The sequence below is a fragment of the Corallococcus sp. NCSPR001 genome, assembly GCF_017309135.1.
GTDB lineage: Bacteria > Myxococcota > Myxococcia > Myxococcales > Myxococcaceae > Corallococcus.
In genome coordinates this window covers 8,431,620-8,458,139 of sequence record NZ_JAFIMS010000002.1, presented here as the reverse complement: position 1 = coordinate 8,458,139, position 26,520 = coordinate 8,431,620, and the positions used below count along the sequence as shown (strand labels likewise).

At 69.0% G+C, this 26,520-nt stretch carries 24 protein-coding genes; 13 read left to right on the top strand and 11 right to left on the bottom strand.

Annotated elements, in window-relative coordinates:
* Positions 1 to 11 precede the first annotated feature (11 nt).
* From JYJ93_RS36050 to JYJ93_RS36040, 3 genes are read left to right on the top strand one after another with little or no spacing between them, the layout of a single operon-like run.
* A complete protein-coding gene (locus tag JYJ93_RS36050) occupies positions 12 to 1,277 on the top strand; it encodes a CinA family nicotinamide mononucleotide deamidase-related protein (protein ID WP_206799136.1) in 1,266 nt (421 codons plus the stop codon).
* Positions 1,274 to 2,773 (top strand): hypothetical protein, encoded by a 1,500-nt coding sequence (locus JYJ93_RS36045; protein WP_206799135.1) that lies wholly within the window; start codon positions 1,274 to 1,276, stop codon positions 2,771 to 2,773. Before JYJ93_RS36050 ends, JYJ93_RS36045 begins: the two co-directional genes overlap by 4 nt.
* Before the next feature lie 57 nt (positions 2,774 to 2,830).
* Positions 2,831 to 3,340, top strand: a complete 510-nt coding sequence (locus JYJ93_RS36040; protein ID WP_206799134.1) for a DUF1285 domain-containing protein — start codon at positions 2,831 to 2,833, stop codon at positions 3,338 to 3,340.
* On the opposite strand, the gene recA is transcribed toward JYJ93_RS36040, so the two are convergent.
* Positions 3,337 to 4,362 (bottom strand): recombinase RecA, encoded by a 1,026-nt coding sequence (gene recA / locus JYJ93_RS36035; protein ID WP_206799133.1) that lies wholly within the window; start codon positions 4,360 to 4,362, stop codon positions 3,337 to 3,339. The two genes, JYJ93_RS36040 and recA, sit on opposite strands and share 4 nt — an antisense overlap.
* 283 nt (positions 4,363 to 4,645) lie before the next feature.
* Between recA and JYJ93_RS36030 the strand changes: the two genes are divergently transcribed.
* Positions 4,646 to 6,025 carry an NAD(P)/FAD-dependent oxidoreductase gene (locus tag JYJ93_RS36030; RefSeq protein WP_206799132.1) on the top strand — a complete coding sequence of 460 codons (1,380 nt, stop codon included), beginning with the start codon at positions 4,646 to 4,648 and terminating at the stop codon, positions 6,023 to 6,025.
* Here the strand turns inward: JYJ93_RS36030 and JYJ93_RS36025 are convergent.
* From JYJ93_RS36025 to JYJ93_RS36005, 5 genes are all read right to left on the bottom strand, one after another.
* Positions 5,978 to 7,585 (bottom strand): YifB family Mg chelatase-like AAA ATPase, encoded by a 1,608-nt coding sequence (locus tag JYJ93_RS36025; RefSeq protein WP_206799131.1) that lies wholly within the window; start codon positions 7,583 to 7,585, stop codon positions 5,978 to 5,980. The two genes, JYJ93_RS36030 and JYJ93_RS36025, sit on opposite strands and share 48 nt — an antisense overlap.
* A 200-nt stretch (positions 7,586 to 7,785) precedes the next feature.
* Positions 7,786 to 8,292, bottom strand: coding sequence for a biopolymer transporter ExbD (locus JYJ93_RS36020; protein WP_206799130.1), 507 nt, complete (start codon positions 8,290 to 8,292; stop codon positions 7,786 to 7,788).
* Positions 8,292 to 8,702 (bottom strand): biopolymer transporter ExbD, encoded by a 411-nt coding sequence (locus JYJ93_RS36015; RefSeq protein ID WP_120523783.1) that lies wholly within the window; start codon positions 8,700 to 8,702, stop codon positions 8,292 to 8,294. Before JYJ93_RS36015 ends, JYJ93_RS36020 begins: the two co-directional genes overlap by 1 nt.
* A gap of 101 nt (positions 8,703 to 8,803) precedes the next feature.
* Positions 8,804 to 9,481, bottom strand: a complete 678-nt coding sequence (locus JYJ93_RS36010) for a MotA/TolQ/ExbB proton channel family protein (protein ID WP_120604774.1) — start codon at positions 9,479 to 9,481, stop codon at positions 8,804 to 8,806.
* Between the two features lie 71 nt (positions 9,482 to 9,552).
* Positions 9,553 to 10,296: an energy transducer TonB gene (locus tag JYJ93_RS36005; RefSeq protein ID WP_120589307.1), complete on the bottom strand. Its 744-nt coding sequence runs from the start codon at positions 10,294 to 10,296 to the stop codon at positions 9,553 to 9,555.
* Positions 10,297 to 10,525: 229 nt separating this feature from the next.
* Between JYJ93_RS36005 and JYJ93_RS36000 the strand changes: the two genes are divergently transcribed.
* The 4 genes from JYJ93_RS36000 to JYJ93_RS35985 all read left to right on the top strand — a co-directional run bounded on the left by JYJ93_RS36000 (position 10,526) and on the right by JYJ93_RS35985 (position 17,225).
* Complete coding sequence (locus tag JYJ93_RS36000; protein WP_206799129.1) at positions 10,526 to 13,723, top strand: TonB-dependent receptor; 3,198 nt, start codon at positions 10,526 to 10,528, stop codon at positions 13,721 to 13,723.
* Positions 13,724 to 13,753: 30 nt separating this feature from the next.
* On the top strand, positions 13,754 to 14,527 hold the full coding sequence (locus JYJ93_RS35995) for a hypothetical protein (RefSeq protein WP_206799127.1): 774 nt from the start codon (positions 13,754 to 13,756) through the stop codon (positions 14,525 to 14,527).
* A 115-nt stretch (positions 14,528 to 14,642) separates the two neighbouring features.
* On the top strand, positions 14,643 to 16,187 hold the full coding sequence (locus JYJ93_RS35990) for a radical SAM protein (protein ID WP_206799125.1): 1,545 nt from the start codon (positions 14,643 to 14,645) through the stop codon (positions 16,185 to 16,187).
* Positions 16,188 to 16,286: 99 nt separating this feature from the next.
* Complete coding sequence (locus tag JYJ93_RS35985; RefSeq protein WP_206799123.1) at positions 16,287 to 17,225, top strand: hypothetical protein; 939 nt, start codon at positions 16,287 to 16,289, stop codon at positions 17,223 to 17,225.
* Between the two features lies 1 nt (position 17,226).
* On the opposite strand, the gene JYJ93_RS35980 is transcribed toward JYJ93_RS35985, so the two are convergent.
* Together JYJ93_RS35980 and JYJ93_RS35975 are read right to left on the bottom strand one after the other, a co-directional pair.
* The gene (locus tag JYJ93_RS35980) at positions 17,227 to 17,829 is read right to left on the bottom strand and encodes a hypothetical protein (RefSeq protein ID WP_242544057.1); all 603 of its coding nucleotides are present in this window, start codon (positions 17,827 to 17,829) and stop codon (positions 17,227 to 17,229) included.
* A gap of 26 nt (positions 17,830 to 17,855) precedes the next feature.
* Entirely contained in the window at positions 17,856 to 18,413 is a 558-nt protein-coding gene (locus tag JYJ93_RS35975) for a DUF4920 domain-containing protein (RefSeq protein WP_206799119.1), read from the bottom strand.
* An 89-nt stretch (positions 18,414 to 18,502) separates the two neighbouring features.
* Between JYJ93_RS35975 and JYJ93_RS35970 the strand changes: the two genes are divergently transcribed.
* Together JYJ93_RS35970 and plsY are read left to right on the top strand one after the other, a co-directional pair.
* Positions 18,503 to 18,934, top strand: coding sequence for a DUF2752 domain-containing protein (locus JYJ93_RS35970; RefSeq protein WP_206799117.1), 432 nt, complete (start codon positions 18,503 to 18,505; stop codon positions 18,932 to 18,934).
* Positions 18,935 to 18,957: 23 nt separating this feature from the next.
* A complete protein-coding gene (gene plsY, locus JYJ93_RS35965) occupies positions 18,958 to 19,536 on the top strand; it encodes a glycerol-3-phosphate 1-O-acyltransferase PlsY (RefSeq protein ID WP_206799116.1) in 579 nt (192 codons plus the stop codon).
* Here the strand turns inward: plsY and JYJ93_RS35960 are convergent.
* From JYJ93_RS35960 to JYJ93_RS35950, 3 genes are all read right to left on the bottom strand, one after another.
* Positions 19,462 to 20,691: a THUMP domain-containing protein gene (locus JYJ93_RS35960; RefSeq protein ID WP_206799114.1), complete on the bottom strand. Its 1,230-nt coding sequence runs from the start codon at positions 20,689 to 20,691 to the stop codon at positions 19,462 to 19,464. The genes plsY and JYJ93_RS35960 overlap by 75 nt on opposite strands.
* Before the next feature lie 42 nt (positions 20,692 to 20,733).
* Positions 20,734 to 21,018, bottom strand: a complete 285-nt coding sequence (locus JYJ93_RS35955) for an antibiotic biosynthesis monooxygenase family protein (RefSeq protein WP_206799112.1) — start codon at positions 21,016 to 21,018, stop codon at positions 20,734 to 20,736.
* A 66-nt stretch (positions 21,019 to 21,084) separates the two neighbouring features.
* Positions 21,085 to 24,171, bottom strand: a complete 3,087-nt coding sequence (locus JYJ93_RS35950) for a DNA translocase FtsK 4TM domain-containing protein (RefSeq protein WP_206799110.1) — start codon at positions 24,169 to 24,171, stop codon at positions 21,085 to 21,087.
* Between the two features lie 202 nt (positions 24,172 to 24,373).
* Here JYJ93_RS35950 and JYJ93_RS35945 point away from each other — a divergent pair, with 202 nt between their 5' ends.
* From JYJ93_RS35945 to gatA, 3 genes are read left to right on the top strand one after another with little or no spacing between them, the layout of a single operon-like run.
* Complete coding sequence (locus JYJ93_RS35945) at positions 24,374 to 24,721, top strand: zf-TFIIB domain-containing protein (protein ID WP_206799109.1); 348 nt, start codon at positions 24,374 to 24,376, stop codon at positions 24,719 to 24,721.
* A 27-nt stretch (positions 24,722 to 24,748) separates the two neighbouring features.
* Entirely contained in the window at positions 24,749 to 25,036 is a 288-nt protein-coding gene (gene gatC / locus JYJ93_RS35940; protein WP_014394213.1) for an Asp-tRNA(Asn)/Glu-tRNA(Gln) amidotransferase subunit GatC, read from the top strand.
* 6 nt (positions 25,037 to 25,042) lie between these two features.
* Positions 25,043 to 26,506, top strand: a complete 1,464-nt coding sequence (gene gatA, locus JYJ93_RS35935; protein WP_206799107.1) for an Asp-tRNA(Asn)/Glu-tRNA(Gln) amidotransferase subunit GatA — start codon at positions 25,043 to 25,045, stop codon at positions 26,504 to 26,506.
* Positions 26,507 to 26,520 lie beyond the last annotated feature (14 nt).

Genomic DNA, 26,520 nt, shown 5'->3' with positions numbered 1-26,520 from the left:
ATGCCCGGCCCATGCGCGTCGAGCTGCTGTGCACCGGTGACGAGCTCGTCACCGGCCTCATCACGGACACCAACAGCACCTATCTGGAAGCCCGCCTCTTCGACCTGGGGGTGAAGGTCGCGCGGGTGACGCTGGTGGGTGACGTGCGTCCGGACATCACGGGCGCGCTGCTGGAGGCCTCGGCGCGCGCGGACGTGGTCATCGTCTCGGGAGGCCTGGGGCCCACGGCGGACGACTTCACGCTGGAGTGCGCCGCCGCCGCGGCGGGCGTGTCCATGGAAGAGGACGCGCGGGTGCTCGGCTGGCTGAAGGAGCGCTACGCCGCGCGGGGCATGGCCCTGAATCCGGGCGCCCTGCGCATGGCGCGCATCCCCGCGGGCACGGAGCCCGTGCGCAACCCACAGGGCTCCGCACCACTGGTCATCCAGCGGTTGGGCCGGGCCCACCTGTTCTTCCTCCCCGGGGTCCCGCGCGAATACCGCGCCCTGGTGGATGGAGAGGTGCTGCCGCGCGTGCGGACCTGGCTCTCCGCCGAATCCGGTCGCACGTTCCGGGCCTTCCGCCTGCTGCGAACCGTACGCCTGCCGGAATCCGTGCTGAACGAGCGGGTGATGCCCCTGGCCCCCAGCCACCCCAGGGTGGTGTTCGGCTTCCGGACGCACGCGCCGGAGAACCACCTGAAGCTGATGGCGGAAGCGCCCACGCAGGCGGAGGCTGACGCCGCGCTCGCGGCCGCGGAGTCCGCATGCCGGCAGGTGTTGGGCACGCATGTCTACGGCGCGGATGACAGCGAATACGCCCCCGTCCTGCTCGACCTGCTGGCGCGCGGCGGTCACACGCTGGCGGTGGCGGAGAGCTGCACGGGCGGCCTCGTCGCGCAGGAACTCACGGCCGTCCCGGGCTCCAGTCGGGTCTTCATCGGAGGGGCGGTCGTCTACTCGGAGAAGATGAAGTCTGCCTGGGTGGGCGTGCCCCCGGACATCCTCGAGAAGCACAGCGCCGTGTCGTCCCAGACGGCGCTCGCCATGGCGGAGGGAGTCCGCGCCGCCTGCGGCGCCACGTTCGGCCTGTCCGTCACGGGCTATGCGGGCCCCGGTGGCGGAACGCCCGAGGACCCCGTGGGCACCGTGTACTGCGGGCTGGCCGGCCCCGGAATGGAGCCCCGCTTCGAGCGCATCTCGCTCGTGGGTGACCGGGACCGGGTCCGTCTGTTCGCCGCGTCCCACGTGCTGGAAATGTTGAGGTTGCACCTGCTCGCCGCCCCCGTGTCGCCATGAGTCGCTCCAAATCAAAGCGTCCCCGTCCTTCCGCCCTGGAAGCGCCGTCCACGGTGCCCCCGGCCCCCGCCACCGCGGGCGAACCCGCCCCGGCCACGCCCGAATCCTCCGCGCCCCTCGCCAGCCCCACGGCGGCCACGGAGCCCATCAGTCCTCCCGCATCGCCGTCCGGAGCAGGAGCGCATCCGGTGCGAAGCGCGGTGCGCCTGTGGCTGTCCGCCTACCGCGTGGAGGTGGTGCTGTTCCTCGTCGCGTTCGCGGTGCTGTCCAGCTTCAGCTCGCAGCGCTTCCTGCGGCAGAGCGCCGCGCCGCACTTCATCTACCAGGCGCAGTCCTGGTTGGAGGGACGGCTCGACGTGGATCCGCAGGTGCTGCCCAACCTGGAGGACTGGGCCTGCGTGCGGCTGGTGGACGGCCAGAAGGTGCGGTGCGAGGGACGCCCGCTGCGCGATGACCGCTGGTTCGTCAGCTTCCCGTCCTTCCCCGCGGTCGCGATGCTCCCCTTCGTCGCGCTGCACGGCTACCAGTTCAACGACACGTCCTTCGGCGTCTTCGTGGGCGCGCTCGCGGTCGCGCTCTTCTATTCGCTGCTGCGCTTCCTCGCGCAGGAAGGGGAGACGGAGCGCAACCGCGACGACAACGTGGTGATGTCGCTGGTGCTCGCCTTCGGCACGCTGTTCTTCTACTGCGCCATCCGGGGCGAGGTCTGGTTTGGCGCGCAGGTGATGGGCGTGGCGCTCACGTGTCTGTACGTGCGCAACGCCGTCAAGGCGCGGCGCCCCGTGCTCGCGGGGCTCTTCTTCTCCATGGCCGTGCTCACCCGCACGCCGCTGGTGTTCGCGGGCCTCTTCTTCGTCCTGGAAGCGCTCTGTCCCGGTCCGGACCGGCTGGCCCAATTGAAGGCCCTGCCCACCACGTGGAAGCCCGCCCTCCGCAAACTCGTCCTCTTCGGCGCGGGGGCCGGGCCCCTCGCGGTGCTCGCGGCCGCGTACAACATCTACCGCTTCGGAAAGCCCGGCGAGTTCGGCCACTCGTACCTCTTCAACAACCGGGTGAACGTCGACATCGACCGCTTCGGGCTCTTCAACATCGAGTACCTGTCGCGCAACCTCCAGGCCGCGTTCCTCAAGCTGCCCCAGGTGTCGCTGTCGCCGCTGAAGCTGTCGTACGACCCGCATGGACTGACGCTGCTGCTCACGCTGCCCCTGCTGGTGTTCCTGCTGGTCCCCCGCACGCGTCCCCGTCTGCACTGGCCCCTGTGGCTGACCGTGGCGGTGTGCGCGTTGCCGGGGCTCTTTTACCAGAACACCGGTTACATGCAGTTCGGCTTCCGGTTCAGCCTGGACTACACGCCCTACCTGTTGCTGCTCTTCGCGATTGGCGGATGGTCGCTGCGCAACCGCGCGGTGGTGGCCGTGCTGGCGCTTGGCGTGCTGGTGAACTTCTGGGGCGCCGTGGCCTTCCGTGGCTACACGGAGTACGTGCGGAACTGGTAGGCCTTCAGGCTCCGGCGGCTTGAATCCGCCGGGCTTCCTCCGCAAATGAAGGGCGACATGCAACCTCCCACCGGCCAGCCCCCTCCAGGCAAGCGTTGGCACACCCGTGAGGACAGCGGCATCCGTCTGGATGCGGCGTTGCGCTGGTGGCACGACGACGAGCCCATCGAGCACCCGAAGATCATCGAGCTCTTCAATGCCTCGCTGGTCCTGGATGACGACGGGCGCTACCAGCTCCGCATCGCCCCGGACTGGTGCTACGTCCAGGTGGAGGACGCGGCCTACGAGGTCCGCACCGTGGACATCACCCCGGATGAGCGTGTGTCCCTGCGGCTGAGCGACCGGACGGCCGAAGCCCTGGACCTGGGGTCGCTCCAGCTCACACCGGACGGAGTCCTCACCTGCCGCGTGAAGCAGGGCAGGGCGAAGGCCCGCTTCTCCCGTGATGCGCAGTACCAGTTTGGCGAGCTGCTTGAAGAAAGCCCCGAGGGGCACCTGGTGCTGCGCGTGGGCCAACGCCACTGGGAGGTCCCCCTCTCGCTGGATGCACTCCAGGCCGCGAACTAGGCCGCCGCGGCGTCCGCGGAAGGCACGGAGGGCGCGGTGGCGCCCACCAGGTCGCGAGCGAGGCCCTCCAGGACGTCCGGGTGCTCTCGCAGCCACTCGCACGCCCGCTCGCGCCCCTGGCCGATGCGCTCACCCCGCAGGCTGAAGTGGCTGCCCGACTTCTCCACCACGCCCGCGGTCACGGCCAGGTCCAGCACCTCGGCGGCTCGGTGGATGCCCGTGCCGTAGAGCACGTCGAACTCCGCTTCCTGGAACGGGGGTGCCAGCTTGTTCTTCACCACCTTCACGCGGGCCCGCGAGCCCACCACCGCGTCGCCCTCCTTGAGGTTGCCCGTGCGGCGGATCTCCATCCGCACCGACGCGTAGAACTTCAGCGCGTTGCCACCCGTCGTCGTCTCCGGGTTGCCGAACATCACGCCAATCTTCATGCGGATCTGGTTGATGAAGATGATGCAGGTGCCGGAGCGGCTCACCGCGCCCGTGAGCTTGCGCAGCGCCTGGCTCATCAGACGCGCCTGGACGCCCATGTGCGCGTCGCCCATCTCGCCTTCGATTTCCGCGCGGGGGACCAGCGCCGCCACCGAATCCACCACGATGAGGTCCACCGCGCCCGAGCGCACGAGCTGCTCGGTGATTTCGAGCGCCTGCTCCCCGGTGTCCGGCTGCGCCACGAGCAGCTCCTCCGTCCGCACCCCCAGCTTGCGCGCATAGGACAGGTCCAGCGCGTGCTCCGCGTCGATGAAGGCCGCGACGCCTCCCACGGCCTGCACCTGCGCGATGGCATGCAGGGTGAGCGTCGTCTTGCCGGAGGACTCGTTGCCGAACAGCTCCACCACGCGCCCTCTCGGATAGCCCCCCACGCCCAGCGCCCGGTCCAACCCCACCGAGCCCGTGGGAATGACCGCCACCTTCTGCTCCGGTGCGTCCGCGCCGAGCGTCATCACCGCGCCCCGGCCGAACTGCTTCTCGATGGACGCCACCGCCGCTGCCACTGCCTTCAACTTCTCCGTCAGCCTGCTCATCTCGTCTGCCTCACTCGCCGCCCTGCGGGCTGGATGTCTCGGCGGTGGGCAGAGCAACGCTCATGCCGCGCGAGCTCCCAGGCGGAAGGGGCCTGCAAGGGCGTCCAGGTTCGCCGGAGCCGTCCGGATTGGCGGAGCGGCGTGGCTGTCTCCCGAGCGCTGAGAAGGCGCAAAGGTAAGGGCGTCTCCGCATAAGCAGACACACGGGGAGGTGACAGTCCGGCTTGATGGGATGGAAGGCTTTGCGTTGAAACCCTGGCGCGCCGTCGTGACATCCCTCCACGTGAATACGACCCGTGAGAACCTTCCCCATGTGGTCATCCTGGGAGGCGGCTTCGGCGGCCTCTACGCGGCCCGGTACCTGCGAAAGGCAGGGGTTCGCGTCACGATGGTGGACCGTCACAACCACCACCTCTTCCAGCCCCTGCTGTACCAGGTGGCCACGGCGACATTGAGTCCCAGCGACATCGCCGCGCCGCTGCGGGCGATGCTCGGACGCAATCACGTCCAGGTGCTGCTCGCGGAGGTCACGGGCGTGGACACCGCGCGCAAGCGCGTCCTCCTGGCGGACGGCGAGCTGGCGTATGACTTCCTCATCGTCGCCACCGGCGCGACGCACTCGTACTTCGGCAATGACGCCTGGTCGCGACACTCGATGGGATTGAAGACCGTCGAGGACGCACTGGAGATCCGCCGTCGCGTCCTGCTTGCCTTCGAGCAGGCCGAGCGCGAACCGGACCCCGAGCGCCGCCGCGCGCTGCTCACCTTCGCCATCATTGGCGCGGGGCCCACGGGCGTGGAGCTGGCGGGGGCGCTGGCGGAGATCAGCCGCAATTCATTGTCGGGTGACTTCCAGAACATCGACCCACGGGACGCGCGCGTCATCCTCATCGAGGGGATGGACCGCGTGCTCCCCACCTATCCCGAGAATCTCTCGGCGGAGGCCCGCCGGGTGCTGGTGGGGCTCGGCGTCGAGGTCCGTACGGGCACGCGGGTCACGAACATCGACGCCGCGGGCGTGGACATGGGCCCCGAACATCTGGCGGCCCGCACGGTGCTCTGGGCCGCGGGGGTGGAGGCCTCGCCCGTGGCCCGCTCGCTTGGCGTGACGTTGGACAGGGCAGGGCGCGTCCCGGTGACGCCCGAGCTCACCGTGCCCGGGCATCCCGACATCTTCGTCGTAGGGGACCTGGCGCTTGTGAATCAGGAGGACGGAAGCGCGGTCCCGGGAGTGGCGCCGGCGGCGATGCAGGAGGGTAAGCACGCGGTGCTCAACCTCCGCCGCCAGCTCGCGGGTGAGCCCATGCAGCCCTTCCGCTACTGGGACCGGGGAACCTACGCGGTCATTGGCAGGGGCCATGCCGTGGGCGTGGCCTTCCGCCGTGTGAAGCAGTCCGGCTTCGTCGCGTGGTTGGCCTGGCTCTTCATCCACATCACCTTCCTCATCGGCTTCCGGAGCAAGCTGGCCGTGTTGCTCAACTGGGCGTACGCGTACCTGACCTTCGGCAGGTCCGCGCGCATCATCACCGGCCCTGCTCACCGGTTGGAGGAGCGGGTCGTGCATCCCCTGCCCGAGAGTGGAAGGTCAGCCCGGGTCGAGGGGCGTCCCGAGCCTTCAACCCAGCTCGGAACCCTGGTGCCTGACCAGCGTGGGGCGGGATGAGGGATTCACCGCGCCCCGGGTATTGGTGTGAAGCCAGCCCCGGCGGTCGAGCATCCGGCAGTCGACGGCGAGCCGCATGTCCACATCCTCGATACGTCCGTGTCCTTCCAGGTCCGCGCGCGTCAGCGCAAGCTTGAGGATGCGGTCATGCGCCCGAGCGGACAGGCCAAAATGAGTGACCGCGTCCTTCAACGCCTTCTCCGCGGGCGGTGACAGCACGCAGTAGCGGCGCAGCAGATGCGAAGGCATCTGGGCATTGCAGTGCACTCCTGGCGTGTCGTGGAAGCGGGCGCGCTGCCGTTCCCGCGCGGCTTCCACCCGCTGCCGGTAGTAGTGGCTGGGCAGCTCCTGGCTCTTCTCGGCGAGGTGGTGGTACTCCACCGGCCGTGTCTGCACGGTGATGTCGATGCGGTCCAGCAGGGGCCCGCTGATGCGCGAGTGGTAGCCGAAGATGCGGTGCTCGAGGCAGGTGCACGTGTGTCCGGGGACGTTGAAGTAGCCGCAAGGGCAGGGATTCATCGCCGCCACCAGCATGACCCGGCAGGGATAGGTGATGTGCTGGGTCGCTCTCGCCAGGTGGATGGCACCTTCCTCCAAAGGCTGACGCAGCACCTCCAGCACATTCTTTCGGAACTCCGGCAGCTCATCGAGGAACAGCACGCCATGGTGGGCCAGGGACAGCTCTCCTGGACGGGCCATGGGGCCACCGCCTACGAGCCCCGCATCGGACAGCGTGTGATGGGGCGCGCGAAACGGGCGCTCGCGGATCAGCGCCTGCTCGTCTCCCAGGAGCCCCTGGATGGAGTAGACCTTCGTGACCTCCAGCGCCTCCTCGAAGGACATCTCGGGAAGGATGCCAGGCAGCCGTCGCGCCAGCATCGTCTTGCCCGATCCTGGAGGTCCTGCCATCAGGATGTTGTGGCCCCCGGCCGCCGCGAGCTCCAACGCCAGCTTCAGCTCCGGCTGTCCCCGCACATCGGCCATGTCGGCGGCCTCCGTGCGAGGACCGCTCAACGAGGTCCCCGTGCGCGTCAGTGGCGTCAGCGGGGCCTTGCCGGTGAGGTGCCCCACGGCCTCTTTCAGGTGGGCCACGGACAGCACCTGGAGGCCCTCCACCAGCGCTGCTTCCGCTGCGTTGGCCGCTGGCACCATCACCCCCTGGAAGCCGCCATTCCGGGCCGCCACGGCCAGCGGAAGCACCCCCTTGATGGCCTTGATGGAGCCATCCAATGACAGCTCTCCTCCGAAGAGGTAGCGCTCCAGCGGCTCCTCGTCCATCAACCGCGCCGCCGCCAGGACCCCCAGCGCGATGGGCAGCTCGAAGGCCGCCCCCTCCTTGCGGATCTCCGCGGGCGCCAGGTTGACCGTGATCCGCTTCTGCGGAAGGTCGAAGCCCGCGTTCTTCAGCGCGGAGACCACCCGGACCTTCGACTCCCGGGCCGCTCCCTCTGGCAGCCCCACGACGTTGAAGTAGGGAAGCCCGAGCGCCATGTCGACCTCGCACTCCACCACCACCGCGTCGATGCCCATCAACGCCCCCGACCGCACCCTCGCCAGCATCCTCTTCCCCCTTCCAAACCCGTACGGGAGGAGGGAAGAGCAATGCCCGTACCGGCGCGCTGTCCTCCCAGGCGGCCCGCCGCGGCCATCCCACGCGGCAGACGAAGGGTCCCGAGCGGGGACCGGGGGGCCTGAAAAAGAAGAAGCCCGCTGGCGTCGGAACGCCAGCGGGCTTCGGATTCAATCGATGACGGCGTGGATCAGGGCGTCGGCGGGGCAGGCGGCGCGCCGTCCGGCGTGGCCTGCGTTCCCTGGATGACCGCGTTCTGGGGAAGCTCGGTGGCCATGCCCAGGATCTTCGCTCCCGCGGCACGGGCGCCATCCAGCGCCACCACGAGCTTGCCGTAGTTCGCCGCGTCATCCGCCATGAAGAAGACGACCTTCTCGTCCGGCTTCTTGGCGTTCAGCATCCGCTTGAGGCGGGCGATGTAGTCCGAAGCGGGGATCTGCTCCGTGTTGATGGAGTAGGCGCCGCTCTTGTCCACCTGCACGACGATCTGCTGATCATCGGGCTCCGGCGGCGGCTGGTTCTCCTCCACCTCCGTCTCCGGGACGCGGACGAGGATGTCCTTCTCCAGGAGGGGCGTCACCACCATGAAGATGATGAGGAGCACCAGCACCACGTCCACCAGGGGCGTGACGTTGATCTCCGAGTTCGGCGCGGACGCGGGCTTGACCCACTGACGCTGCTTGTGTCCTCGGGACATTACTTCTTCTCCTCCACACCCAGGGCGATCTGCTTCGCCTTCGCCTTGCGGGCCGTGTCCAGCACCTTGCGCACGTCGCCCACGTTCAGGGCGTTGTCGCCCTTCAGGAGGATCTTCTTGCCTGGATCCTTCACCAGCTCCGCGGCGATCTTCTCCTGGAGCCCCTTCTCGTCGACCTCATCGTTCTCCACGAACATCTTCTTGTCCGGGGTGATGGAGAGGATCAGCGGGTCGGCTTCCTTGCCTTCTTTTTCAATCTCCGTGGCCTTGGGCAGCTCCACGGACTTGCCGCGCTGGAGCATGGGCGTCACGACCATGAAGATGATGAGGAGCACCAGCACCACGTCCACCAGGGGCGTGACGTTGATCTCGCTCTTGATGCCCCCTTTGGGGCCTGCTGACATTCCCATGCGTGCACCTGTTTCCGGGAAGGAACGCCCACCCCGGGGCAGCGCGGCTTCTCAGCCGGACCGCCCTCGTGGGTGGGAACGTCCCAGGGTGGGGCTGACGACTAGGCCGCGTGCGACGAACCGCCGCCCACGTGCCGGGCCACCACGTCCAGGAACTCGTTGGAGGACTCGGAGATGTCCACGGAGCGGGCATCCACCCAGCCCTGCAGGAAGTTGTAGGCCATAACGGCGGGGATCGCCACGAGCAGACCGAACGCCGTGGTGATGAGCGCCTCGGAGATACCGGCGGAGATCGTCGCCAGACCGCCGGAGCCCGCCGCCGCCATGAGCTGGAAGGCGTTCACGATACCCATCGTGGTGCCCAGCAGACCGACGAACGGCGCCGTCGAACCGACCGTGGCCAGCAGGCCCAGGCCGCGCTTGAGGCTCTGCACCTCGCGCTGCGCCTGGCGCTCCAGCGCGCGGGCCACCGACTCCACCGCCAGGTCCTTGTTCCCGGGGGTGATGCGGTACGCCGTCAGGCCGGAGTTGATCACGCGGCCCAGGTGGCCCACGTCCTTGCCCAGGTTGGTGTTCGCCGCGGTCGTCAGGTCGCCCTTCGCGAGGATCGCGCCCATCTTGGCGGCGAAGTTGCGGCTGTCCGAGCGGGTCTTGCGGAAGACGATGATCCGCTCCGCCATGACGACCAGCGACGCCACCGACATGATGGCGAGGGTGAAGATGATCATGCGGGCGAAGAGGCCCGTGTGGTGCCAGATATCAAGCAGGGTAAATTGCATGGCTGTGGAGCGCTCCTCCTCACGAGCGCGAGGTGATGTTCGGCGGACTGCTCAAGCGGGGCTGCCTTGGATCAGCGCGGCAGCTTCAGGTTGAAGTTGAACGTGTACTGCACTTCCACCGGCCTGCCCTGGAACGTGACCGGCTTGTAGCGTGAGGCGGTGAGCACGTCCATCACGGCCTGCTCCATGTGAGGGAGCGGCTTGATCGTGCGGCAGCGCTCGACCTTTCCCTCGGTCGTGATCACGCACTTCACGATCATCAGGCCCTGCACGCGCGCTTCAAGAGCCTCACGCGTATAGGACACTTCCGGCCCCGCGATCTTCTCGGGGCGCGTCATGCCCTGACCGAACGCCAGCACGTCCGTGCCCGTTCCGCCCAGCTGACCGCCCACCACGCCACCGATCACGCCGCCCACCACGCCACCCACCACACCGCCCGCGACGCCACCTTCCACGCCACCCTCGACCTCGGACTCGCTCGCCTCTTCCTCGGGCTCGGGCGCGGTCTCCGTCTCCTGCGGCTTCTGCTGCGGGATCTCCTTCGGCTGCACGATCACGTCCTTGGGCTTCTTGGGCGTGACCTTCTTCTCCGTCTTCGGCTTCGACGCCGGGGGAGGCGGAGGCGGAGGCGGAGGCGGAGGCGCCATCGTGGCCTTCAGGGTGACCTCGACCTCCTTCTCCTCCACGGGAGGTGGGCGCGTGGAGAGATAGGCCACAAGACCCAGCAGGCCAACGTGGAGCAGCGTGGAAACGCCAGCACCCACGCCGAAGCGCGACCTGGGTCCTTGCCCGCGGTCAAGGACTGAATCGAACATGCACGTAACTCCTCTTCACCAGTGGACTACCCGTCCCCGCCATGCCCGGATTGAAGGGCGGCCACCATACAGAAAAGGGTTCCGGGTTCAAGCAACCGTGTATGAAGCCGCTGCGTGATCGCGCAATGCCGCACTGGTCACCAAAAAGCAACGGTCTATTGACAACTGCTTGACCTCGGATATTTTCCGGAGTCATTTTCGGTTGCAGCCCACCTTGGAGGGGTTTGGTATGCAAGTGAAACAAGTACTTCGGGAAACCGGAGTCGTCCTTGCTGCGGGTCTGTTGTACGGATCCGCGGCTTTCGCGCAGTCCAGCGTCATCATCGGCACTGTCATCAATACTGAGGACAAGAAGCCGGCTGCAGATGTCGTTGTGACCGCCACCTCGCCCAACCTGCAGGGCGAGCAGACCGTGGTTACCGACGCACAGGGTAACTACCGTATTCCCCAGCTTCCACCGGGCACGTATACCCTGCGGTTCGAAAAGGAGTCGTTCAAGCCTTTCGCCCGCCCTGAAATCCAGCTGCTGCTCAACCGCACCATCCGTGTGAACGTGGAGCTGCTCCCTGAGAGCTTCTCGTCGACGGAGACCATCGTTGGCGCCCCGCCGACGATCGACGTCGGTTCCACGAACCAGGGCGTCAACGTCGATCAGGAGTTCATCAAGCGCATCGCGGTGGCCCGTCCGGTCGGCAAGGGCGGCGCGACGCGCTCGTTCGAGTCCCTGGCCGAGCTCGCCCCTGGCGCGCAGTCGGATCAGTACGGCGTGTCCATCAACGGCACGACCTCGCCCGAGAACGGCTACGTGGTGGACGGTCTGTCCACGAACGACCCGGCCTTCGGCGTGAACGCCAGCCCGTTGAGCATCGAGTTCGTGCAGGACGTGAACATCATCACCGGCGGTTACATGCCGGAGTTCGGTCGCTCCACGGGCGGTGTGATCAACGCGGTGACCCGGTCCGGTTCCAACGAGTTCCACGGCTCCGTGTTCGCCAACTGGACGCCGGGCGCCCTGGAAGGCAACCGCAAGCTGGTCATCGAGGACGGCACCACGATCACCGGCCTGAACGCCCTGAGCAACCTGGGCGACTTCGGCGCCACCCTCGGCGGTCCCATCCTCAAGGACAAGCTCTGGTTCTTCGCCGGCTTCGCGCCGTCGTTCCAGCGCTACGAGCACACCCGCGCCCTCAACGCCTTCACGCTGGATGACAACGGCGCGGTGGCGAAGGATGCGAACGGCTTCAGCGTCGTCCAGGAGATCCCGGGTTCCCAGCGGTCGTTCTTCGCTGACTCCCGCACGATCCAGTTCATGGGCAAGCTGACGTACCTCATCAACCAGGACCACAACGTGTCGTTCGCCCTGAACGGCACCCCGACCGTGTCGGGTGGCCTGGGCAAGCTGCGGATCGACCCCCGTTCGGGCGGTCTGCCGGCGGCGCAGAACTCGCGTCCCGAGGACATCGGCCAGACCGAGACCCGCGCCAACACCACGGCGCTCGCCCTCAAGTACGCGGGCGCGTTCATGGACAAGAAGGTCCTGATCGACGCCAACCTCGGTTGGTTCCACCAGACCGCCGGCACGCCTCCGGCGGACGGCAGCGCCATCGGCTCGACGGACGGCCTGGCCGGCTACTCGCTGGCTCAGTACACCCGTCGCCGCCCGATCACCACGTTCGAGAACGTCCCCAACGCCGCGGAGTACTGCGGCACGACCACGGCGGAGCAGGCCGTGCGTTGCCCGGTGACGAACTACTACGTGGGCGGCCCCGGCTTCATGTCCGAGGCGACGCTGGACCGCTACCAGATCAACGCCAAGGCCACCTACCTGCTGAACGCCCTGGGCACGCACGTGTTCAAGGCGGGCGTGGACACGGAGTTCCTGACCTTCGATCAGAAGAAGGCCTACTCCGGTAGCGTGTTCCTCCAGGAGGCCAGCTCGCTCAGCGACGTGGTCCTCAACGGCGAGACCCGCCGCATCTGGTCGGACAACCGTCGCTACGGCTACCAGACGGCCCCGGACACCCCGGTGTTCGAGACCCTGCAGGCGTCCTCCACGAGCGGCACCACCATCGGTGGCTTCCTCCAGGACAGCTGGTCCATCGCCAACCGCGTCACCCTGAACCTGGGCGTGCGCTACGACGTGCAGTCCATGTACGGCGGCGACGGCAACCTGGCGCTGAAGCTGGCCAACCAGTGGTCGCCCCGCATCGGCGCCGTGGTGGATCCGTTCGCCAACGGCCGCGCGAAGCTGTTCGTGAACTTCGCTCGCTACTACGAGCAGGTTCCCCTCAACATGATGGACCGCGCCTTCCCGGGTGAGCGCCGCTTCAGCGCGCGTCGTTACCTGACGGAGCCGGGGTCGTCGGTGCCGGGCTGCGACCCGTCCACGCTGGAAGGCCAGCGCGGCAACTGCTCGGACCGCCAGTACATCGTGCCGCGCGCCGAGGCCACGCTGAACTCCAACCAGTACTTCAGCGGCGGTCTGGTGCAGAGCGAGCCGGTCGATCCGGACATCGAGCCCCAGTCCTCCGACGAAATCGTGGTCGGCGGCGAGTACGAGCTCCTGGCGAACACCCGCATGGGCGCGACGTACACCCACCGCGACATGAACAAGGTCATCGAGGACATGAGCCGCGATGACGGCAACACGTACTTCCTCGGTAACCCTGGCAGCGGCTTCGCCAAGGAGTTCCCGACGCCGGTGCGTGACTACGACGCGGTCACCGTCTACCTGAACCGCACGTTCACGGATGGCTGGCTGGCGCAGGCGAGCTACACGTGGTCCCGCCTGTACGGCAACTACCCCGGTCTGTTCCGTCCGGAGAACAACCAGCTCGACCCGAACATCCTCGCGGACTTCGACCTGGTGGCCCTCCTGAACAACCGCACGGGTCTGCTGCCCTTCGACCGTACGCACGCCATCAAGGTGTTCGGCGCCAAGGAGTTCAACATCTCCAACGCGCTGTCGGCGAGCATCGGTCTGTCCTACCGCGGCAACTCCGGTACGCCCATCAGCTACCTCGGCGCGTACCCGGGCTACGGCCAGGATGAGACGTTCATCCTGCCGCGCGGCAGCGGCGGTCGCACCCCGTGGATCAACAGCATCGACTCCAACGTGGGCGTGAACTACCGCGTGAGCAAGGACAGCGTGGTGTCCTTCACCCTGGACGTGTTCAACCTCTTCAACTTCCAGGGCGTGGACAGCGTCGACGAGTCCTACACGTTCTCGCAGGTCCTCCCGGTCTACGATCCGAAGACGGGCACCCCGGGCACCGTGGCTGATCTGCCGACGGCGGACAGCGCTGGCAACGTCCCGGGCGCCGGTGGCGGCACGCTGGCGTACGAAGACGTGAACCAGAACTACAAGAACCCGGACCGTTACCAGGCCCCGCGGCAGATCCGCTTCGGTGTCCGGTACACGTTCTAATCACCCGACCACGTGAGGAAGATCAGCAACATGCGCAAGAGCATTCTTTCGACGCTGGTTATGCTGGGCGCCGCGGGCAGCCTGACCGCCTGCGACGTCGAGCAGCCGAACCCCGGGTGCATTGTCCAGGACGCGAGCTTCGCGAACTGGTGGGCGAAGTACGACGTGGTGTCCCCGCCGACCGGTACCAAGACGGGCGGCGGCACCTGCGGCGCCACGGAGGCGCTGGAGGTGGGTGACAACCTGGGCGTGTGGAAGTTCGCGGACCCGAAGACGGGGAGCAACATCCTCGTCGTCCGGCCCCAGTACGTGGCCCGCCTGGGGTCCGCGGACGCGAACAACACGTTCGACAGCCTTCAGGTCACCGGTGACCTGAGCGCTGACACCACGGATGACTTCTGCCTGGCTCCGACGTTCAACACCGCCACCGTGAACCCCACGACGGCCGGTGTGACCTCGTCGGTGTCCTACACGCTGGCGAACGTGAAGGTGTACTCGTCGCCCAGCTCTCCGGGCACCCAGATGACGGGTGAGGTCACGTTCACGCGCAATGGCTGCACCTCCACGTACATCATGCGTGCGGTGTGGCCGGCGACCCCCTGCGATCCCCGCGCTGACCAGGCGGATCCGGACGAGGGCTTCGCCAACTGCGGCGCGGGCTCGGGCATCAACCCGGACTTCGCGGTGCAGTGCGAGGCGGTGCCGGAGCGCTTCTGGCTCGAGTACTTCGGCAGCCCGGATGACGACCCCGACTACATCGAGGGTCGTTGCGTCCCGACGAACGCCATCCCGTCGTTCAAGTAGTCGGCACTGACCGACCCTGAAGGCCAACGCGGCCCCGGCAGCCCCTCCCCCACGCGGGAGTGGCGGTCCGGGGCCGCGCTGTTGTTAGGTGTCTGGAATCCACGTTGGGAGGACCATGGAGGGCCGTTACGAACTCATCGAGCACGTCTGCTCACTGCTGGCGGACGAAGCCGGGACGCTCCGCAAGGAGGCGCCCTACCGGGTCGCGCTCTGCTACCCGAGCCCCTACCACGTGGGCATGAGCTCGCTGGGTTACCAGGCCATCTACCGGGAGGTGCATGAGCACGCGGGCGCGACCGCCGAGCGTGTCTTCCTTCCCGATGATGTCGAGACATACAAGAGAACAAGGACGCCACTGTTTACCTGGGAATCCCAGGCATCCGTGTCTGGCTTTGAAATGCTTGCCTTTTCAGTTGCCTATGAATTGGAGCTTTCAGGGTTGTTCACGATGTTGGATTTGTCTGGTTTGCCGGTTCTTTCAGCGGAGCGGGATGCAAGGCATCCGCTGGTGGTGGCGGGCGGACCGCTGACGTTCTCCAACCCGGATCCGCTGGAGCCCTTCGTGGACGTGCTCGTCCAGGGCGAGGCGGAGGATCTGATCCACGTGCTGCTGGACGCCGCGGCGTCCATGGAGCGCGAGGCGCTGCTGGATCACCTGGCGAAGGTCCCCGGCTTCCGGGTGCCCGGTCGGGGTGGGGCGCGCTACCACGTGGCGAAGGCGACGGACGCCCGGCTGCCGGCGCGCACGCAGATCATCACGCCCCATACGGAGCTCCGGTCGATGTTCCTCATCGAGCCGGAGCGGGGCTGCTCCCGGGGCTGCCACTACTGCGTCATGCGCCGCACCACGAATGGCGGCATGCGCACGGTGCCCCCGGAGCGCATCCTGTCGCTCATCCCCGAGCACGCGAAGCGCGTGGGGCTGGTGGGCGCGGCGGTGACGGACCACCCGCGCATCGTGGAGCTGTTGCGCACCATCGTGGATTCGGGGCGCGAGGTGGGCGTGTCCTCGCTGCGGGCGGACCGGCTCACGCAGGAGCTGGTCAATCAGCTCCGGCGGGGCGGGGCGACGAACCTGACGGTGGCCGCGGACGGGGCGTCCCAGAAGATGCGGGACCTGGTGGACCGCAAGCACTCCGAGGAGCAGATCGTCCGCGCCGCGCAGTTCGCGCGCACGGCGGGCATGAAGCAGCTCAAGGTCTACAACGTGGTGGGCCTGCCCCATGAGGAGGACGCGGACATCGACGAGCTGATCCGCTTCACCACGGAGCTGTCGCGCATCCTGCCGGTAGCGCTGGGGGTCGCGCCCTTCGTGGCCAAGCGGAACACGCCGCTGGACGGGGCGCCCTTCGCGGGCCTGCGCGAGGTGGAGAACAAGCTGGAGCGGCTGCGCAAGGGGCTGCGGGGGCGGGCGGAGGTGCGGCCCACGTCCGCGCGCTGGGCCTGGGTGGAGTACATGCTGGCCCAGTGCGGGCCGGAGGCGGGGCTCGCGGCCATGGACGCCTGGCGCGCGGGGGGCAGCTTCGCCGCGTGGAAGCGGGCCTTCCAGGAGCGCGGGTGCGAGCCGTACATGGCCCGCCGGGTGGAGGACGGGCGGCGCCAGCCCACGGTGTGGCCCATCGTGCCGGGCCGCCCGCCGCCCCAGCCGTCCGCCGCCTGACGGGGCCCGCAAAGGCCGTATTCGCCGGGCTCCGCTTTCGCTAGAAGACGGCAAAGCGGGGCCGATGGCCGGCACTCGCATGGCCTCGGAGAGCATCTGGTGAGCACGCAGCGCGTGGAAAAGTCGTGGCAGAAGACGGGCCTCAAGGACTACTCGACGGAGGCCCTGCTGGGCACGCTGGGGCACTACGGCATCCCGGTGGGCGAAGAGGACTACCGCAAGCTGGCGGAGTCCGCCTATCCGCTCGGCATCGCCCAGCAGTGGGCGGCGAAGTGGAAGGGCACCGGCCCCTTCAAGGACTACGTCGTGGCCGCGGCCGTGGAGCTGTGGCGCCGGTGGATGCCGGACCGCGTGTCCCCGCAGGAGTTCACCACGGCCCTGGCGACGCTGATGCAGGTGCTCGTGCACAAGCTCAACGGCGCGAAGGAGGCCCCGGTGGCCTCCTCCTTCGAGCACGTGAAGGCGCTGCGCTCGAAGCTGGCGGTGGATGACAAGGGCGCGCTGCCCCAGCCCTTCCTCCAGGAGGCACTGGCGCCCTTCTCGGAGAAGGACGCGGAGCTGTTCGACAGCCTGGCGGAGTCGCTGGCCGCGCAGGGCCACCTGGACGACGCCTCGGCGTTCGCCGAGGTGGAGGAGTTCCTGCTGCCCGACCGGCGCGGCATCTCCCAGGCGGTGGTGCGCGCCGCGAAGGGCGAGCGCGAGCCCGCCATCCAGGACCTCAAGAACCTCATCCACGACACGGCGCGCGCGCCCATCTCGCGCCTGCTGGCGGTGGACGGCCTCATCCACCTGCAGGCCTGGATTGACGCGAGCGTCGAGGGCCGCGGCCTGCTGGCGGAGGCGGAGAAGGCCAACGACATCCACCTGGCGCTGGACCTGGTGCCCCGCCTGGAGCACGTCTTCAAGCAGCAGAACGACCGGTCCGCGCTCCTGGAACTGATGGGCACGCAGGAGCGGCTGGAGGCCCTGCACGACAAGATGCACCCGGGCCACCGCGCGCACCGGCACCAGCACGCGCAGCCGCAGCGCCGCCGCTAGTTCAGGTCCCCGTGCGCCGGGGGCTCCGGGCTTCCGGGGCCTCGGGCGCTTGGGGTTCGCTGGCCGCGGCGGGCGTCGCGCCTTCCGCGTCCGGCGCGCCGGGCTTCACTGGCGTCGCGCGCTTGAGCTTCACGATGGTGACGCCGGGCACGCCTTCCGACACGTCCCGCACGGGGACGACGGCGCCCACGGTGGTGTAGCGGATGGCGCCCGTCTGGGTGAAGGCGTGCTTGAGGGCGTACTCCTTCGCGCGCGGGAGGAACCACTCGCGCACCCGGGGCAGGGGCAGGGCGTGCAGCTCCCCCTGCGTGAGGAACACGTACAGCATCAGGTCCGCGCCGCTGTAGAGGAAGCAGCCCGGCGTGTCCTTCTCCAGGTTGGAGATGAGCTCGAAGAAGTAGCGGCGGCGGGTGGCCTGCCGGTCGCCCTTCACTTCAATGCCGCGCACCTCTCCGGAGGGCAGCTCCCAGAGCAGGTCCACGCCCCGGTGCTGGAAGCGCGGATCCAGTTGCACGTCATGCACGCGGGAGCCGGGCTCCGTCTCCAGGAGCCACGTGCGGGCGTGCTGCACGGCCCGGTCGGCCGCGCCCTGCACGCCCCTCATGCTGAAACTGCGGCCTCCCATCGCGGCTAGCGGCGCAGCTCGACGCCGGAGGCCACGAGCTGCACCTCGCGGGGCTTGCCGTCGGTGCCGCGCGGGACGATGGCGCCCTCGGCCTCGTAGTGCTTCGCGTGGGCGTCGCTCAGCTCCGCGACCTTCACCACGCCCTCCACGCGCGCCTGCGAGCCCGCGGAGTCCAGCGGGACGAAGAAGCCGTAGTCCTTGAATGTCACGCGCACGCCGGGGCTCTTGGCGTCCTGGGCCAGCTCCATCCAGCAGCCCTTCTTTTCACAGGCCTTGCGCACCTGACCCTCCACGCGCACGACCTTGCCGTCGTGGGCCTGGGGCTTCGCGAGCAACTCCGACAGCTTCACCGTCTTCTCGCCCTTGAGGGGCTCGCCGCGGGTGAGCGTCCAGTCGCCAGGGTTCGCGGCCTTGGCGGCCTCGGGCGTCTTCGCGTCGGCGGGGTGGTGGCAGTCGCTCGCCGCCGCTTCGGCCTTGGCGGCCGGCTTGGGCGTCTTGTCCGCCGCGAGGGCCACGAGGGGAGCGGCGACCAGCATCACGAGGGCGGTGCGGAGCATGTGCATGCCCGTTCGCTTAGCCCAGGTTTCCGGGGCCCGGCAAGGCGCCCCTTCCATCCTCGCGACCTATCCCGCACACTCGGCGCGAGGTGCGCATGAAGGTCACCATCCCCGCTCCCAACCGCCGGTTGGGCAATTTCGAGTGGTTCGGGCTCGTCGGACTCGGGGGGCTGCTCGTGGGTCGCTACGTCCCCGTGGCCCGCATCATCCCGTTCTGGGGCTGTGTGCTGCGCGAGCACACGGGCTGGCCCTGCCTGGGCTGTGGGCTCACCCGCGTGGCGGACCGCGTCGCGCACTTCAACATCCCGGGGGCGTGGGAGGCCAACCCCCTGGGCACCGTGTGCGCGCTCCTGTTCGCGCTGGCCGCGGTGGCGACGGTGCTGCACTTCCTCTTCGCGCTGCCCATCCCGGAGGTGGAGCTGGAGGAGCGCGAGTGGCGATGGGTGCGCATCGCGATCCCGCTGGTGTTGCTGGTCAATTACGCCTACGTCGTGGTGCACACCCGTTTCCCGCACCTGCTGTCCTGAAGGGCGGGACCCTGTCCTCTTCCGTGCTCTCCGCCTTCCTCCTGCTGGGCTACCTCTGCGGCTCCGTCCCCTTCGGCGTGCTGCTGACGCGGTGGTTTCGCGGGGTGGACGTGCGCGCCAGCGGCAGCGGCAACATCGGCGCCACCAACGTCACGCGCGTCGCCGGCAAGAAGCTGGGTGCGGTGGTGCTGCTGCTGGACGCGCTCAAGGCCGTGCTGCCCGTGGGGCTGGCCGTGCACTTCCTGCCCGGAGACGCGAAGGCGCACGCGCTGGTGGGCCTGGCCGCGGTGCTGGGGCACGTGTACCCGGTGTGGCTCAAGCTCCAGGGCGGCAAGGGCGTGGCCACCGCGCTGGGCGTGCTGGTGGTGCTGGTGCCCAAGGCCGCGCTCGCGGGGGCCATCATCTACGGGCTGGTGGTGGCCCGCTGGCGCGTGAGCTCCGTGGGCTCGCTGTCCGCGGCGGTGGTCGCCATCGCCACCGCGTTCCTCACCGCGCCCGCCCGCGAGTACGTGCTGCTCACCGCGGGGCTATTCGTCCTGATGCTCTGGACGCACCGGAGCAACCTCCAGCGACTCGCCCGGCGCTCCGAGCACCGGCTTTGAGCCGGACGGCAGCGGCCGAGCGCCGTAGCCCAGGAGCGTGCAGGGGATGGGGCCGTTCCACACGTCGCGCCGGGCCATGGGGCGCGCGTGGAAGGCGCTCTCGAAGGCGGGGTTGCCCGACAGCACCCAGACGCGCCAGCCCGGCAGCCCGCGCAGGCTGTCACCCAGCTTGAAGTAGAAGGTCTTCATGCCCTTCTGGCCGCCGGAGCCGAGCCGGTCTCCGTAGGGCGGGTTGGTGAGGATGAGCCCACCGCCCTCGGGAAGGGGCGGGAGCTTCGTCGCGTCGCCCTCCGCGAGCGTAATCTCCTCGCCCAGCCGCGCCGCCTTCACGTTGCGGTCCGCGGCCTCCAGGGCCTCGTCGCTCTTGTCGAAGCCGAGGATGGGGACCTCCACCTTGCGCTCGTTGCGCCGCGCGTCCGCGCGCAGGTCCGCGAGCAGCTCCTTCGCGCGCGCGCCCAGGTGCGGCCAGCGCTCCACGGCGAAGCTCCGGTTGATGCCCGGGGCGCGCTTGCGCGCGATGAGGCCGCCCTCGATGACGAGGGTGCCGGAGCCGCACATGGGGTCCACCAGCGCCTCCGTGCCGGTGTAGCCCGCCGCGCGCAGCAGGGCCGCGGCCAGGTTCTCCTTCAGGGGCGCGGGGGTGGGGCGCACCCGGTAGCCGCGCCGGTGCAGCGGGTCTCCGCACAGGTCCAGGGAGAGGGACAGCTTCTCCTTCACCAGGTGCGCCACCACGGACACGTCCGGGTTGCGCGTGTCCACGTCCGGCCGCGAGCCCAGCTTGTCGCGCAGGCGGTCCACGATGGCGTCCTTCACCTTCAGGGCCACGAAGCCGGAGTGCGCGTGCTCGGTGTCCTTCAGGTTCGCGTCCACGGCGAACGTCACGTTCGTCGTGAGGTGCTCCTCCCACGGCACGCTGGCCACCGCGTCGTAGAGCCCCTGGGCCCCCTTCGCGTCGAACTCGCCCAGCGGGTAGAGCACGCGCATGGCGATGCGGGACCAGAGGCAGACGTTGAGGGCCTCGTCGAGCGCGGCCATGAAGCGCACGCCGCCGCGGTCCTGGCGGATGCGCTTGGCGCCGAGCTCCTTCAGCTCCTCGGCGAGCAGGTCCTCGGTGCCGCGCGCGGCAGTGGCGAATAGGGCAAGACGTTCAGCCATGGTGCACCGCCCTTAGACGACCCGGGGACGATTGGGAACTGCTCAGGTGGCCACGACCTCGTACATCGTGAAGGTGGCGTCCTCCTGGGACGCGCTGGCCCCCTTCGCCTTCTGGAAGTCCTCCGACTGGAAGTAGGCCTTCATGGCGTCCCGGTCCTTCCAGCGCGTGACGAGCAGGATTTCAGGCGAGCGCTCGAACGAACGCAGCACCTCCAGGCCCAGGAAGCCCGGGTAGCCGTCCACGCGCCGCGAGCGCTCCTGGAGCCGGTGGACCCAGCCGTCGGCCTCTTCGGGGGATGCGCGGAAGCGGGAGATGGCGACGATCATGACCGAGGGGGAAACCCCCGGGGGACGGGCATCCGTTCCCCGGGGCCTTGAAACGATGCCCGTGGGCTACATCGCCCCGGCGCCGGGCATGTCGCCCAGGCCGCGCAGCAGCACCTCGCGGGGCTTGGCGCCGTCCGCGGGGCCCACCACGCCGTCGCGCTCCATGCGCTCAATCATGCGCGCCGCGCGGTTGTAGCCGATGCGCATCTTGCGCTGGAGCATGGAGATGGAGACGGAGCGCATCTCGCTGACCGCCGCGAGCGCCTGGTCGTAGAGCTCGTCGGACAGCTCGTCCTCCTCGCCACCGCCGCCCTCGCTCTCGTCGTCGCGCGGCTTGAGGATGGACTCGTCGAAGACGGGCTTGCCCTGGGCCTTGAGGTGGTCCACCGCCTTCTTGATTTCCTGCTCGGAGACGTAGGCGCCGTGGACGCGCTGCAGGTGCGCGCTCGTGGGCGGCATGATGAGCATGTCGCCCATGCCCAAGAGGGCCTCCGCGCCCACCGTGCCCAGGATCGTCATCGAGTCCGGCTTCGAGCGCAGCATGAAGCTGATGCGCGTGGGGAAGTTGGCCTTGATGATGCCCGTGACGACGTCCGTGGACGGACGCTGGGTCGCGACCATCAGGTGGATGCCGGCCGCGCGCGCCATCTGCGCCAGGCGCGCCACGTAGGTCTCCACCTCGCGGCTGGCGACCATCATCAGGTCCGCCAGCTCGTCGATGATGACCACGATGTAGGGCAGCTTCTTGAGCTCCTTCTTCTCCGGGGAGGCGGCCTCGGCCGGCGTGGACTCCTCGCCGTCCTCCTCGAACTCCGCGTCCTCCTCGCCGTCGGCCTCCAGGGTGGGGGCGGGCTCGGAGACGATGGACTCACGCAGGTCCTCGTCGTCCTCGCGCGGCATGGCCACGCCCAGCCCGTCGCTGGCGGATGCAGGGGCCACGGCTTCGGCGCTGCCCTCCACGACCAGCACCTTCTTGGGCTTCTTCTTCTTCGCGGCGGGCGCGGCGGCGGCGGGCTTCTCCTCGGAGGCCTGCGTCTCCACCAGCTTGTTGAAGCCGGCGATGTTGCGCACGCCCGCCTCGGACAGCATCTGGTAGCGGCGCTCCATCTCCTCCACCGCCCAGCGCAGCGCGAGCGCGGCCTTCTTGGGGTCGGTGACGACGGGGAGCAGCAGGTGCGGGATGCCCTCGTAGACGGAGAGCTCCAGCATCTTCGGGTCCACCATGATGAAGCGGACCTCCTCGGGCGTGGCCTTGAGGAGGATGCTCATGATCATCGAGTTCACCGCCACGGACTTGCCGGAGCCGGTGGTGCCCGCGATGAGCAGGTGGGGGGCCTTCACCAGGTCGAAGACGTACGGCATGCCTTCGATGTCCTTGCCCACGCACATGGTGAGCTTGCTGCCGCTCTTCTGGAACGTGTCCTGCTCCGCGATCTCCTTGAGGAACACCGTCTCGCGGTCGCGGTTGGGGACTTCAATGCCCACCACGCCCTTGCCGGGGATGGGGGCCACGATGCGCACGCGCATGGCCTCCATGGCCATGGCCAGGTCGTCCTGGAGCGCGGCGATCTTGCTGACCTTGATGCCGGGCCCGGGCAGGAACTCGTACATGGTGACGACGGGGCCGGGGCGGATTTCGACCACCTCGCCCACGATGCCGAAGTCCGCCAGCTTCGCGCGCAGCTTCTCCGCCGTGACGAGGAACGCGTCCTTGTCCAGCGCGGAGCGCTCCTTCTTGTCCGCCTCCAGCACGTCCAGGGGCGGCAGGGAGAAGCTCTTGCGGTCACCCACGAACTCGAACTGGTCCTGCGGCCGCTTCACGGCGGTGGGCTTGGGCGGGGCCTTGGGCTCCACGATGAGCGGCATGCGCGCCAGCGCGGAGGGCGGCGCGGGGATGAGGGCGTTGGCGGGCGCGGCGGCGGCGGGCTTCTCCGCGGCCACGGGCTTCGCGGCGGGCTCGGAGGACGGAGGCGTGAGCGACGCGGCGGGCACCGGCGGCGTGGACGGAGCGGCGGGCGGGGTGACGATCTGTGGCGTCTTGCGCGCGCGGCGGGGCGGCTCGCCCGCGTCGGCGTTGGCGTTGGCGGGCAGCTGCGGCTGGGGCGCGAGGAAGGACGCGGCCCAGGCGGGGTCGGCGCCCGGGGAGCGGCGCTCGGCGCGCTCGGGGGGCAGCGAGGGCTGCTCGTCGGAGGCGTCGTCGCTCTCGTCCTCGGCCGGCTCCTCGCGGGCGAACTTCTTCTCCAGCTTCTCGCGGTCCTTCTGCTCCTTGAGCGCCTTCTTCGCGTTGGCGAGCTGCTCCTTCTCGTTCTGCCGGGCCAGGCGCACGGCCTCCTCGGCCAGGGCTTCGGCCTCGGCGGCCTCGGCCTCGGCGGCCAGGCGCTCGGCCTCGGACAGCTCCTCCTCCTCGGCCTCCAGCTCCGCGAGGAACGCGGCCTCCTCTTCCTTCTCCTGCGCGAGCCGCTCCTGGCGGGCCGCGTAGTTGACCTTCTGCTGCTCCCAGAAGACGTGCGCGTTCTCGGAGATGCGGCGGCCCAGCACGGTGAGGCCGGCCCACACCAGCGAGCACAGCTTGAAGAACGTGTACTGGGTGCCCACGATGAGCGCCGCCGCGCTGATGGCGGTGACGAGGATGATGGTGCCGACGGTGGAGAACATCCCCTCCATCAGGCCGCCCAGGCCCGCGCCCAGCGCGCCGCCGGGCGGGTGGGCCCAGCCCTTGTCCTTGGCGAACATGAGCTGCGCGAGCACGGACACGCTGCAGGTGAGCAGCGCCAGGGAGATGATCTGCGGCAGGCGGCGCCGTTCGCGGTTGCCCACGAAGAGCACCACGGCGGTGTAGATGCCGCCCGCGGGGATGAGGTAGGCGCACACGCCCAGCGCGCCGCGCAGGGCCTCCGCGATGAGGTGGCCCATGGGGCCCACCGCGTTGTGGAAGCCGGGCCCCACGCGGTCATGCGCGTCGAACGTGGCGACCGCCAGCAAGGCCAGCAACGAGGCGGCCAGGATGAAGACGCCCACGAGCGCCCGTTTGGCGGGACTGGCCGCGCCTGGCGCCTTCATCTTCTTGTTGTTGAGCGCCTTTCGGCGCGTCGCGATCTCCTGCCGGGAGAGCACCGCCTTCTCCCCCCGGCCACCCTTCTTTGCCGCTGTCATGGACCCCTGTTCCCTCTGCCCGATTCCAGCCGCGTAGCGAGCTGTAGCAATCCGCCCGGCGAGAATAGGGAGGGAGGGGGCGGGGTCAATTTTCCGGCAGGCGTCCAAGGGGGCTCCGAGGAGGCGGAAGCAGGGCCTACATTTCGGGCGCGTCCCCGCGGCGAGAGGGTATGGTGCCTGCCGCCAAGGAGAACCCAAGACCATGTCCGACCTGAGCCCCGACAAGCCCTCCCACAACGAAGACGACTACTTCGCGCGCGAGGAGATTGAAGCCAAGCGCAAGCTGGCCCTCCAGCAGTCCCAGGAGATGGCCGCCCAGCAGCGCGAGTCGCTCAAGCAGCTGCACCACATGAAGTGCCCCAAGTGCGGCATGGACCTGCAGACGCTGAAGCAGGGCAACGTGGAGCTGGACAGCTGCTTCAACTGCCACGGCGTCTGGCTGGACGCGGGCGAGATGGAGCAGCTGATCAAACAGCACGGCCACGAGGGCAGCCAGAGGGTGATGGGCTCCATCCTCAACCTCTTCAAGCGCTCGCCGCCGTCCCCGTAGCACCTCAAGCCCGGAGGAGGCTTCCCCATGGCCCTCACGCTCGAGCAGGTCCGGCACGTGGCCACCCTGGCGCGGCTGTCGCTGACGCCGCAGGAGGAGGAGCGCTACGCCACCCAGTTGTCCGCGGTCCTGGACGCGGTGGCGGAGCTGGAAGCGCTCGACGTGAGCCAGGTGGAGCCCACCTCCCACGCGACGCTCGCGTCCTCGCTGTTGCGCGAGGACGTGCTGCGTCCGTCACTGCCCCCGGAAGCAGGGCTCGCCAACGCGCCGGCGAAGGTGGGCAGCGCCTTCGCGGTCCCGAAGATTTTGGAGTAGCCCGCCATGTCGTCGCTGACCGACCTGTCGATGCTGGAGCTGGCGGCGAAGTTGGCTTCGCGCGAGGTGTCCTCCGTGGAGGCCACGCGCGCGAGCCTCGAGCGCATCGCCCGGGTGGACTCGAAGGTGCGCGCCTTCCTGCGCGTGGACGAGGCTGGGGCGTTGAAGGCCGCCGAGTCCAGCGACGCGCGCCGCGAGGCGGGCAGCCCGCTGAGCGCGCTGGACGGCGTGCCCGTGGGCCTCAAGGACATCTTCCTCACGCAGGGCGTGGAGACCACCTGCGCCTCGCGCGTGCTGGAGGGCTTCGTCCCGCCCTATGACGCTACCGTGGTGCGCCTGCTGAAGGAGGCGGGCCTGCCGCTGTTGGGCAAGCTGAACATGGACGAGTTCGCCATGGGCTCGTCCAACGAATCGAGCGCGTACTTTCCCACCCACAACCCGTGGGACCTGACGCGCACGCCGGGCGGCTCGTCCGGTGGCTCGGCGGCTGCGGTGGCGGCGCGCGAGGTGTTCGGCGCGCTGGGCACCGACACGGGCGGCTCCATCCGTCAGCCCGCGGCGCTCACCAACACCGTGGGGCTCAAGCCCACGTATGGGCGGGTGTCGCGCTACGGCGTCATCGCCTTCGCCTCGTCGTTGGACCAGCCGGGCCCCATGGCGCGCACGGTGGGGGACACCGCGGCGCTCTTCCAGCTCGTCGCGCGGCATGATCCGCTGGACTCCACCTCCGCGGACGTGGAAACGCCAGACTGCCTCACGGGGCTGGAGGACGGCGTGCGCGGCCTCAAGCTGGGCGTGCCTCGCGAGTACTTCGCGGAAGGCATGGACCCGGAGGTGGCGGGCACGCTGCGCGCGTCGCTGGAGGAGCTGGAGAAGCTGGGCGCGACGCTGGTGGACGTGTCGCTGCCGCACACGAAGTACGCGCTGGCGACGTACTACCTGCTGGCCTCTTCGGAGGCGTCCAGCAACCTGGCCCGCTACGACGGCATCCGCTACGGGCAGCGGGCGAAGGACGCGCGCGGGCTCAAGGAGCTGTACACGCGGACGCGGGGCGAGGGCTTCGGCGCGGAGGTGAAGCGCCGCATCATGCTGGGCACCTACGCGCTGTCCGCCGGCTACTACGACGCGTACTACCTGCGCGCGCAGAAGGTCCGCACGCTCATCCGCGAGGACTTCACGAAGGTATTCCAGCAGGTGGACGCCATCGTGTCGCCCACGTCGCCGGTGCCGGCGTTCAAGCTGGGCGCGAAGGTGGACGACCCGCTGTCCATGTACCTGATGGACGTCTACACGCTGCCGTGCAACCTGGCGGGCCTGCCCGGCCTGTCCGTGCCGTGCGGCTTCACGCAAGGCGGGCTGCCCATCGGCATGCAGCTGCTGGGGCGCCCCTTCGACGAGGCCCGCCTGCTCCGCATCGCCCGCGCGTTCGAGCGCGAGCACGACTTCTTCCGCCGCGCCGCCCCCGTCTAGCGGGCGCGACACAA

Bases quoted from the DNA above. Each gene is read 5' to 3' on its own strand.
- JYJ93_RS36015 (WP_120523783.1), bottom strand. From the start codon at position 8,702: ATGGGAATGTCAGCAGGCCCCAAAGGGGGCATCAAGAGCGAGATCAAC.
- gatC (WP_014394213.1), top strand. From the start codon at position 24,749: ATGGCCCTCACGCTCGAGCAGGTCCGGCACGTGGCCACCCTGGCGCGG.
- recA (WP_206799133.1), bottom strand. From the start codon at position 4,362: ATGAGCAGGCTGACGGAGAAGTTGAAGGCAGTGGCAGCGGCGGTGGCG.
- JYJ93_RS36040 (WP_206799134.1), top strand. From the start codon at position 2,831: ATGCAACCTCCCACCGGCCAGCCCCCTCCAGGCAAGCGTTGGCACACC.
- JYJ93_RS35990 (WP_206799125.1), top strand. From the start codon at position 14,643: ATGGAGGGCCGTTACGAACTCATCGAGCACGTCTGCTCACTGCTGGCG.
- JYJ93_RS35955 (WP_206799112.1), bottom strand. From the start codon at position 21,018: ATGATCGTCGCCATCTCCCGCTTCCGCGCATCCCCCGAAGAGGCCGAC.
- JYJ93_RS36025 (WP_206799131.1), bottom strand. From the start codon at position 7,585: ATGCTGGCGAGGGTGCGGTCGGGGGCGTTGATGGGCATCGACGCGGTG.
- JYJ93_RS36050 (WP_206799136.1), top strand. From the start codon at position 12: ATGCGCGTCGAGCTGCTGTGCACCGGTGACGAGCTCGTCACCGGCCTC.
- JYJ93_RS35995 (WP_206799127.1), top strand. From the start codon at position 13,754: ATGCGCAAGAGCATTCTTTCGACGCTGGTTATGCTGGGCGCCGCGGGC.
- JYJ93_RS35945 (WP_206799109.1), top strand. From the start codon at position 24,374: ATGTCCGACCTGAGCCCCGACAAGCCCTCCCACAACGAAGACGACTAC.
- JYJ93_RS36010 (WP_120604774.1), bottom strand. From the start codon at position 9,481: ATGCAATTTACCCTGCTTGATATCTGGCACCACACGGGCCTCTTCGCC.
- JYJ93_RS36045 (WP_206799135.1), top strand. From the start codon at position 1,274: ATGAGTCGCTCCAAATCAAAGCGTCCCCGTCCTTCCGCCCTGGAAGCG.
- JYJ93_RS35980 (WP_242544057.1), bottom strand. From the start codon at position 17,829: ATGAGGGGCGTGCAGGGCGCGGCCGACCGGGCCGTGCAGCACGCCCGC.
- JYJ93_RS36000 (WP_206799129.1), top strand. From the start codon at position 10,526: ATGCAAGTGAAACAAGTACTTCGGGAAACCGGAGTCGTCCTTGCTGCG.
- JYJ93_RS35960 (WP_206799114.1), bottom strand. From the start codon at position 20,691: ATGGCTGAACGTCTTGCCCTATTCGCCACTGCCGCGCGCGGCACCGAG.
- gatA (WP_206799107.1), top strand. From the start codon at position 25,043: ATGTCGTCGCTGACCGACCTGTCGATGCTGGAGCTGGCGGCGAAGTTG.
- JYJ93_RS35975 (WP_206799119.1), bottom strand. From the start codon at position 18,413: ATGCACATGCTCCGCACCGCCCTCGTGATGCTGGTCGCCGCTCCCCTC.
- JYJ93_RS36005 (WP_120589307.1), bottom strand. From the start codon at position 10,296: ATGTTCGATTCAGTCCTTGACCGCGGGCAAGGACCCAGGTCGCGCTTC.
- JYJ93_RS35950 (WP_206799110.1), bottom strand. From the start codon at position 24,171: ATGACAGCGGCAAAGAAGGGTGGCCGGGGGGAGAAGGCGGTGCTCTCC.
- JYJ93_RS35970 (WP_206799117.1), top strand. From the start codon at position 18,503: ATGAAGGTCACCATCCCCGCTCCCAACCGCCGGTTGGGCAATTTCGAG.
- JYJ93_RS36020 (WP_206799130.1), bottom strand. From the start codon at position 8,292: ATGTCCCGAGGACACAAGCAGCGTCAGTGGGTCAAGCCCGCGTCCGCG.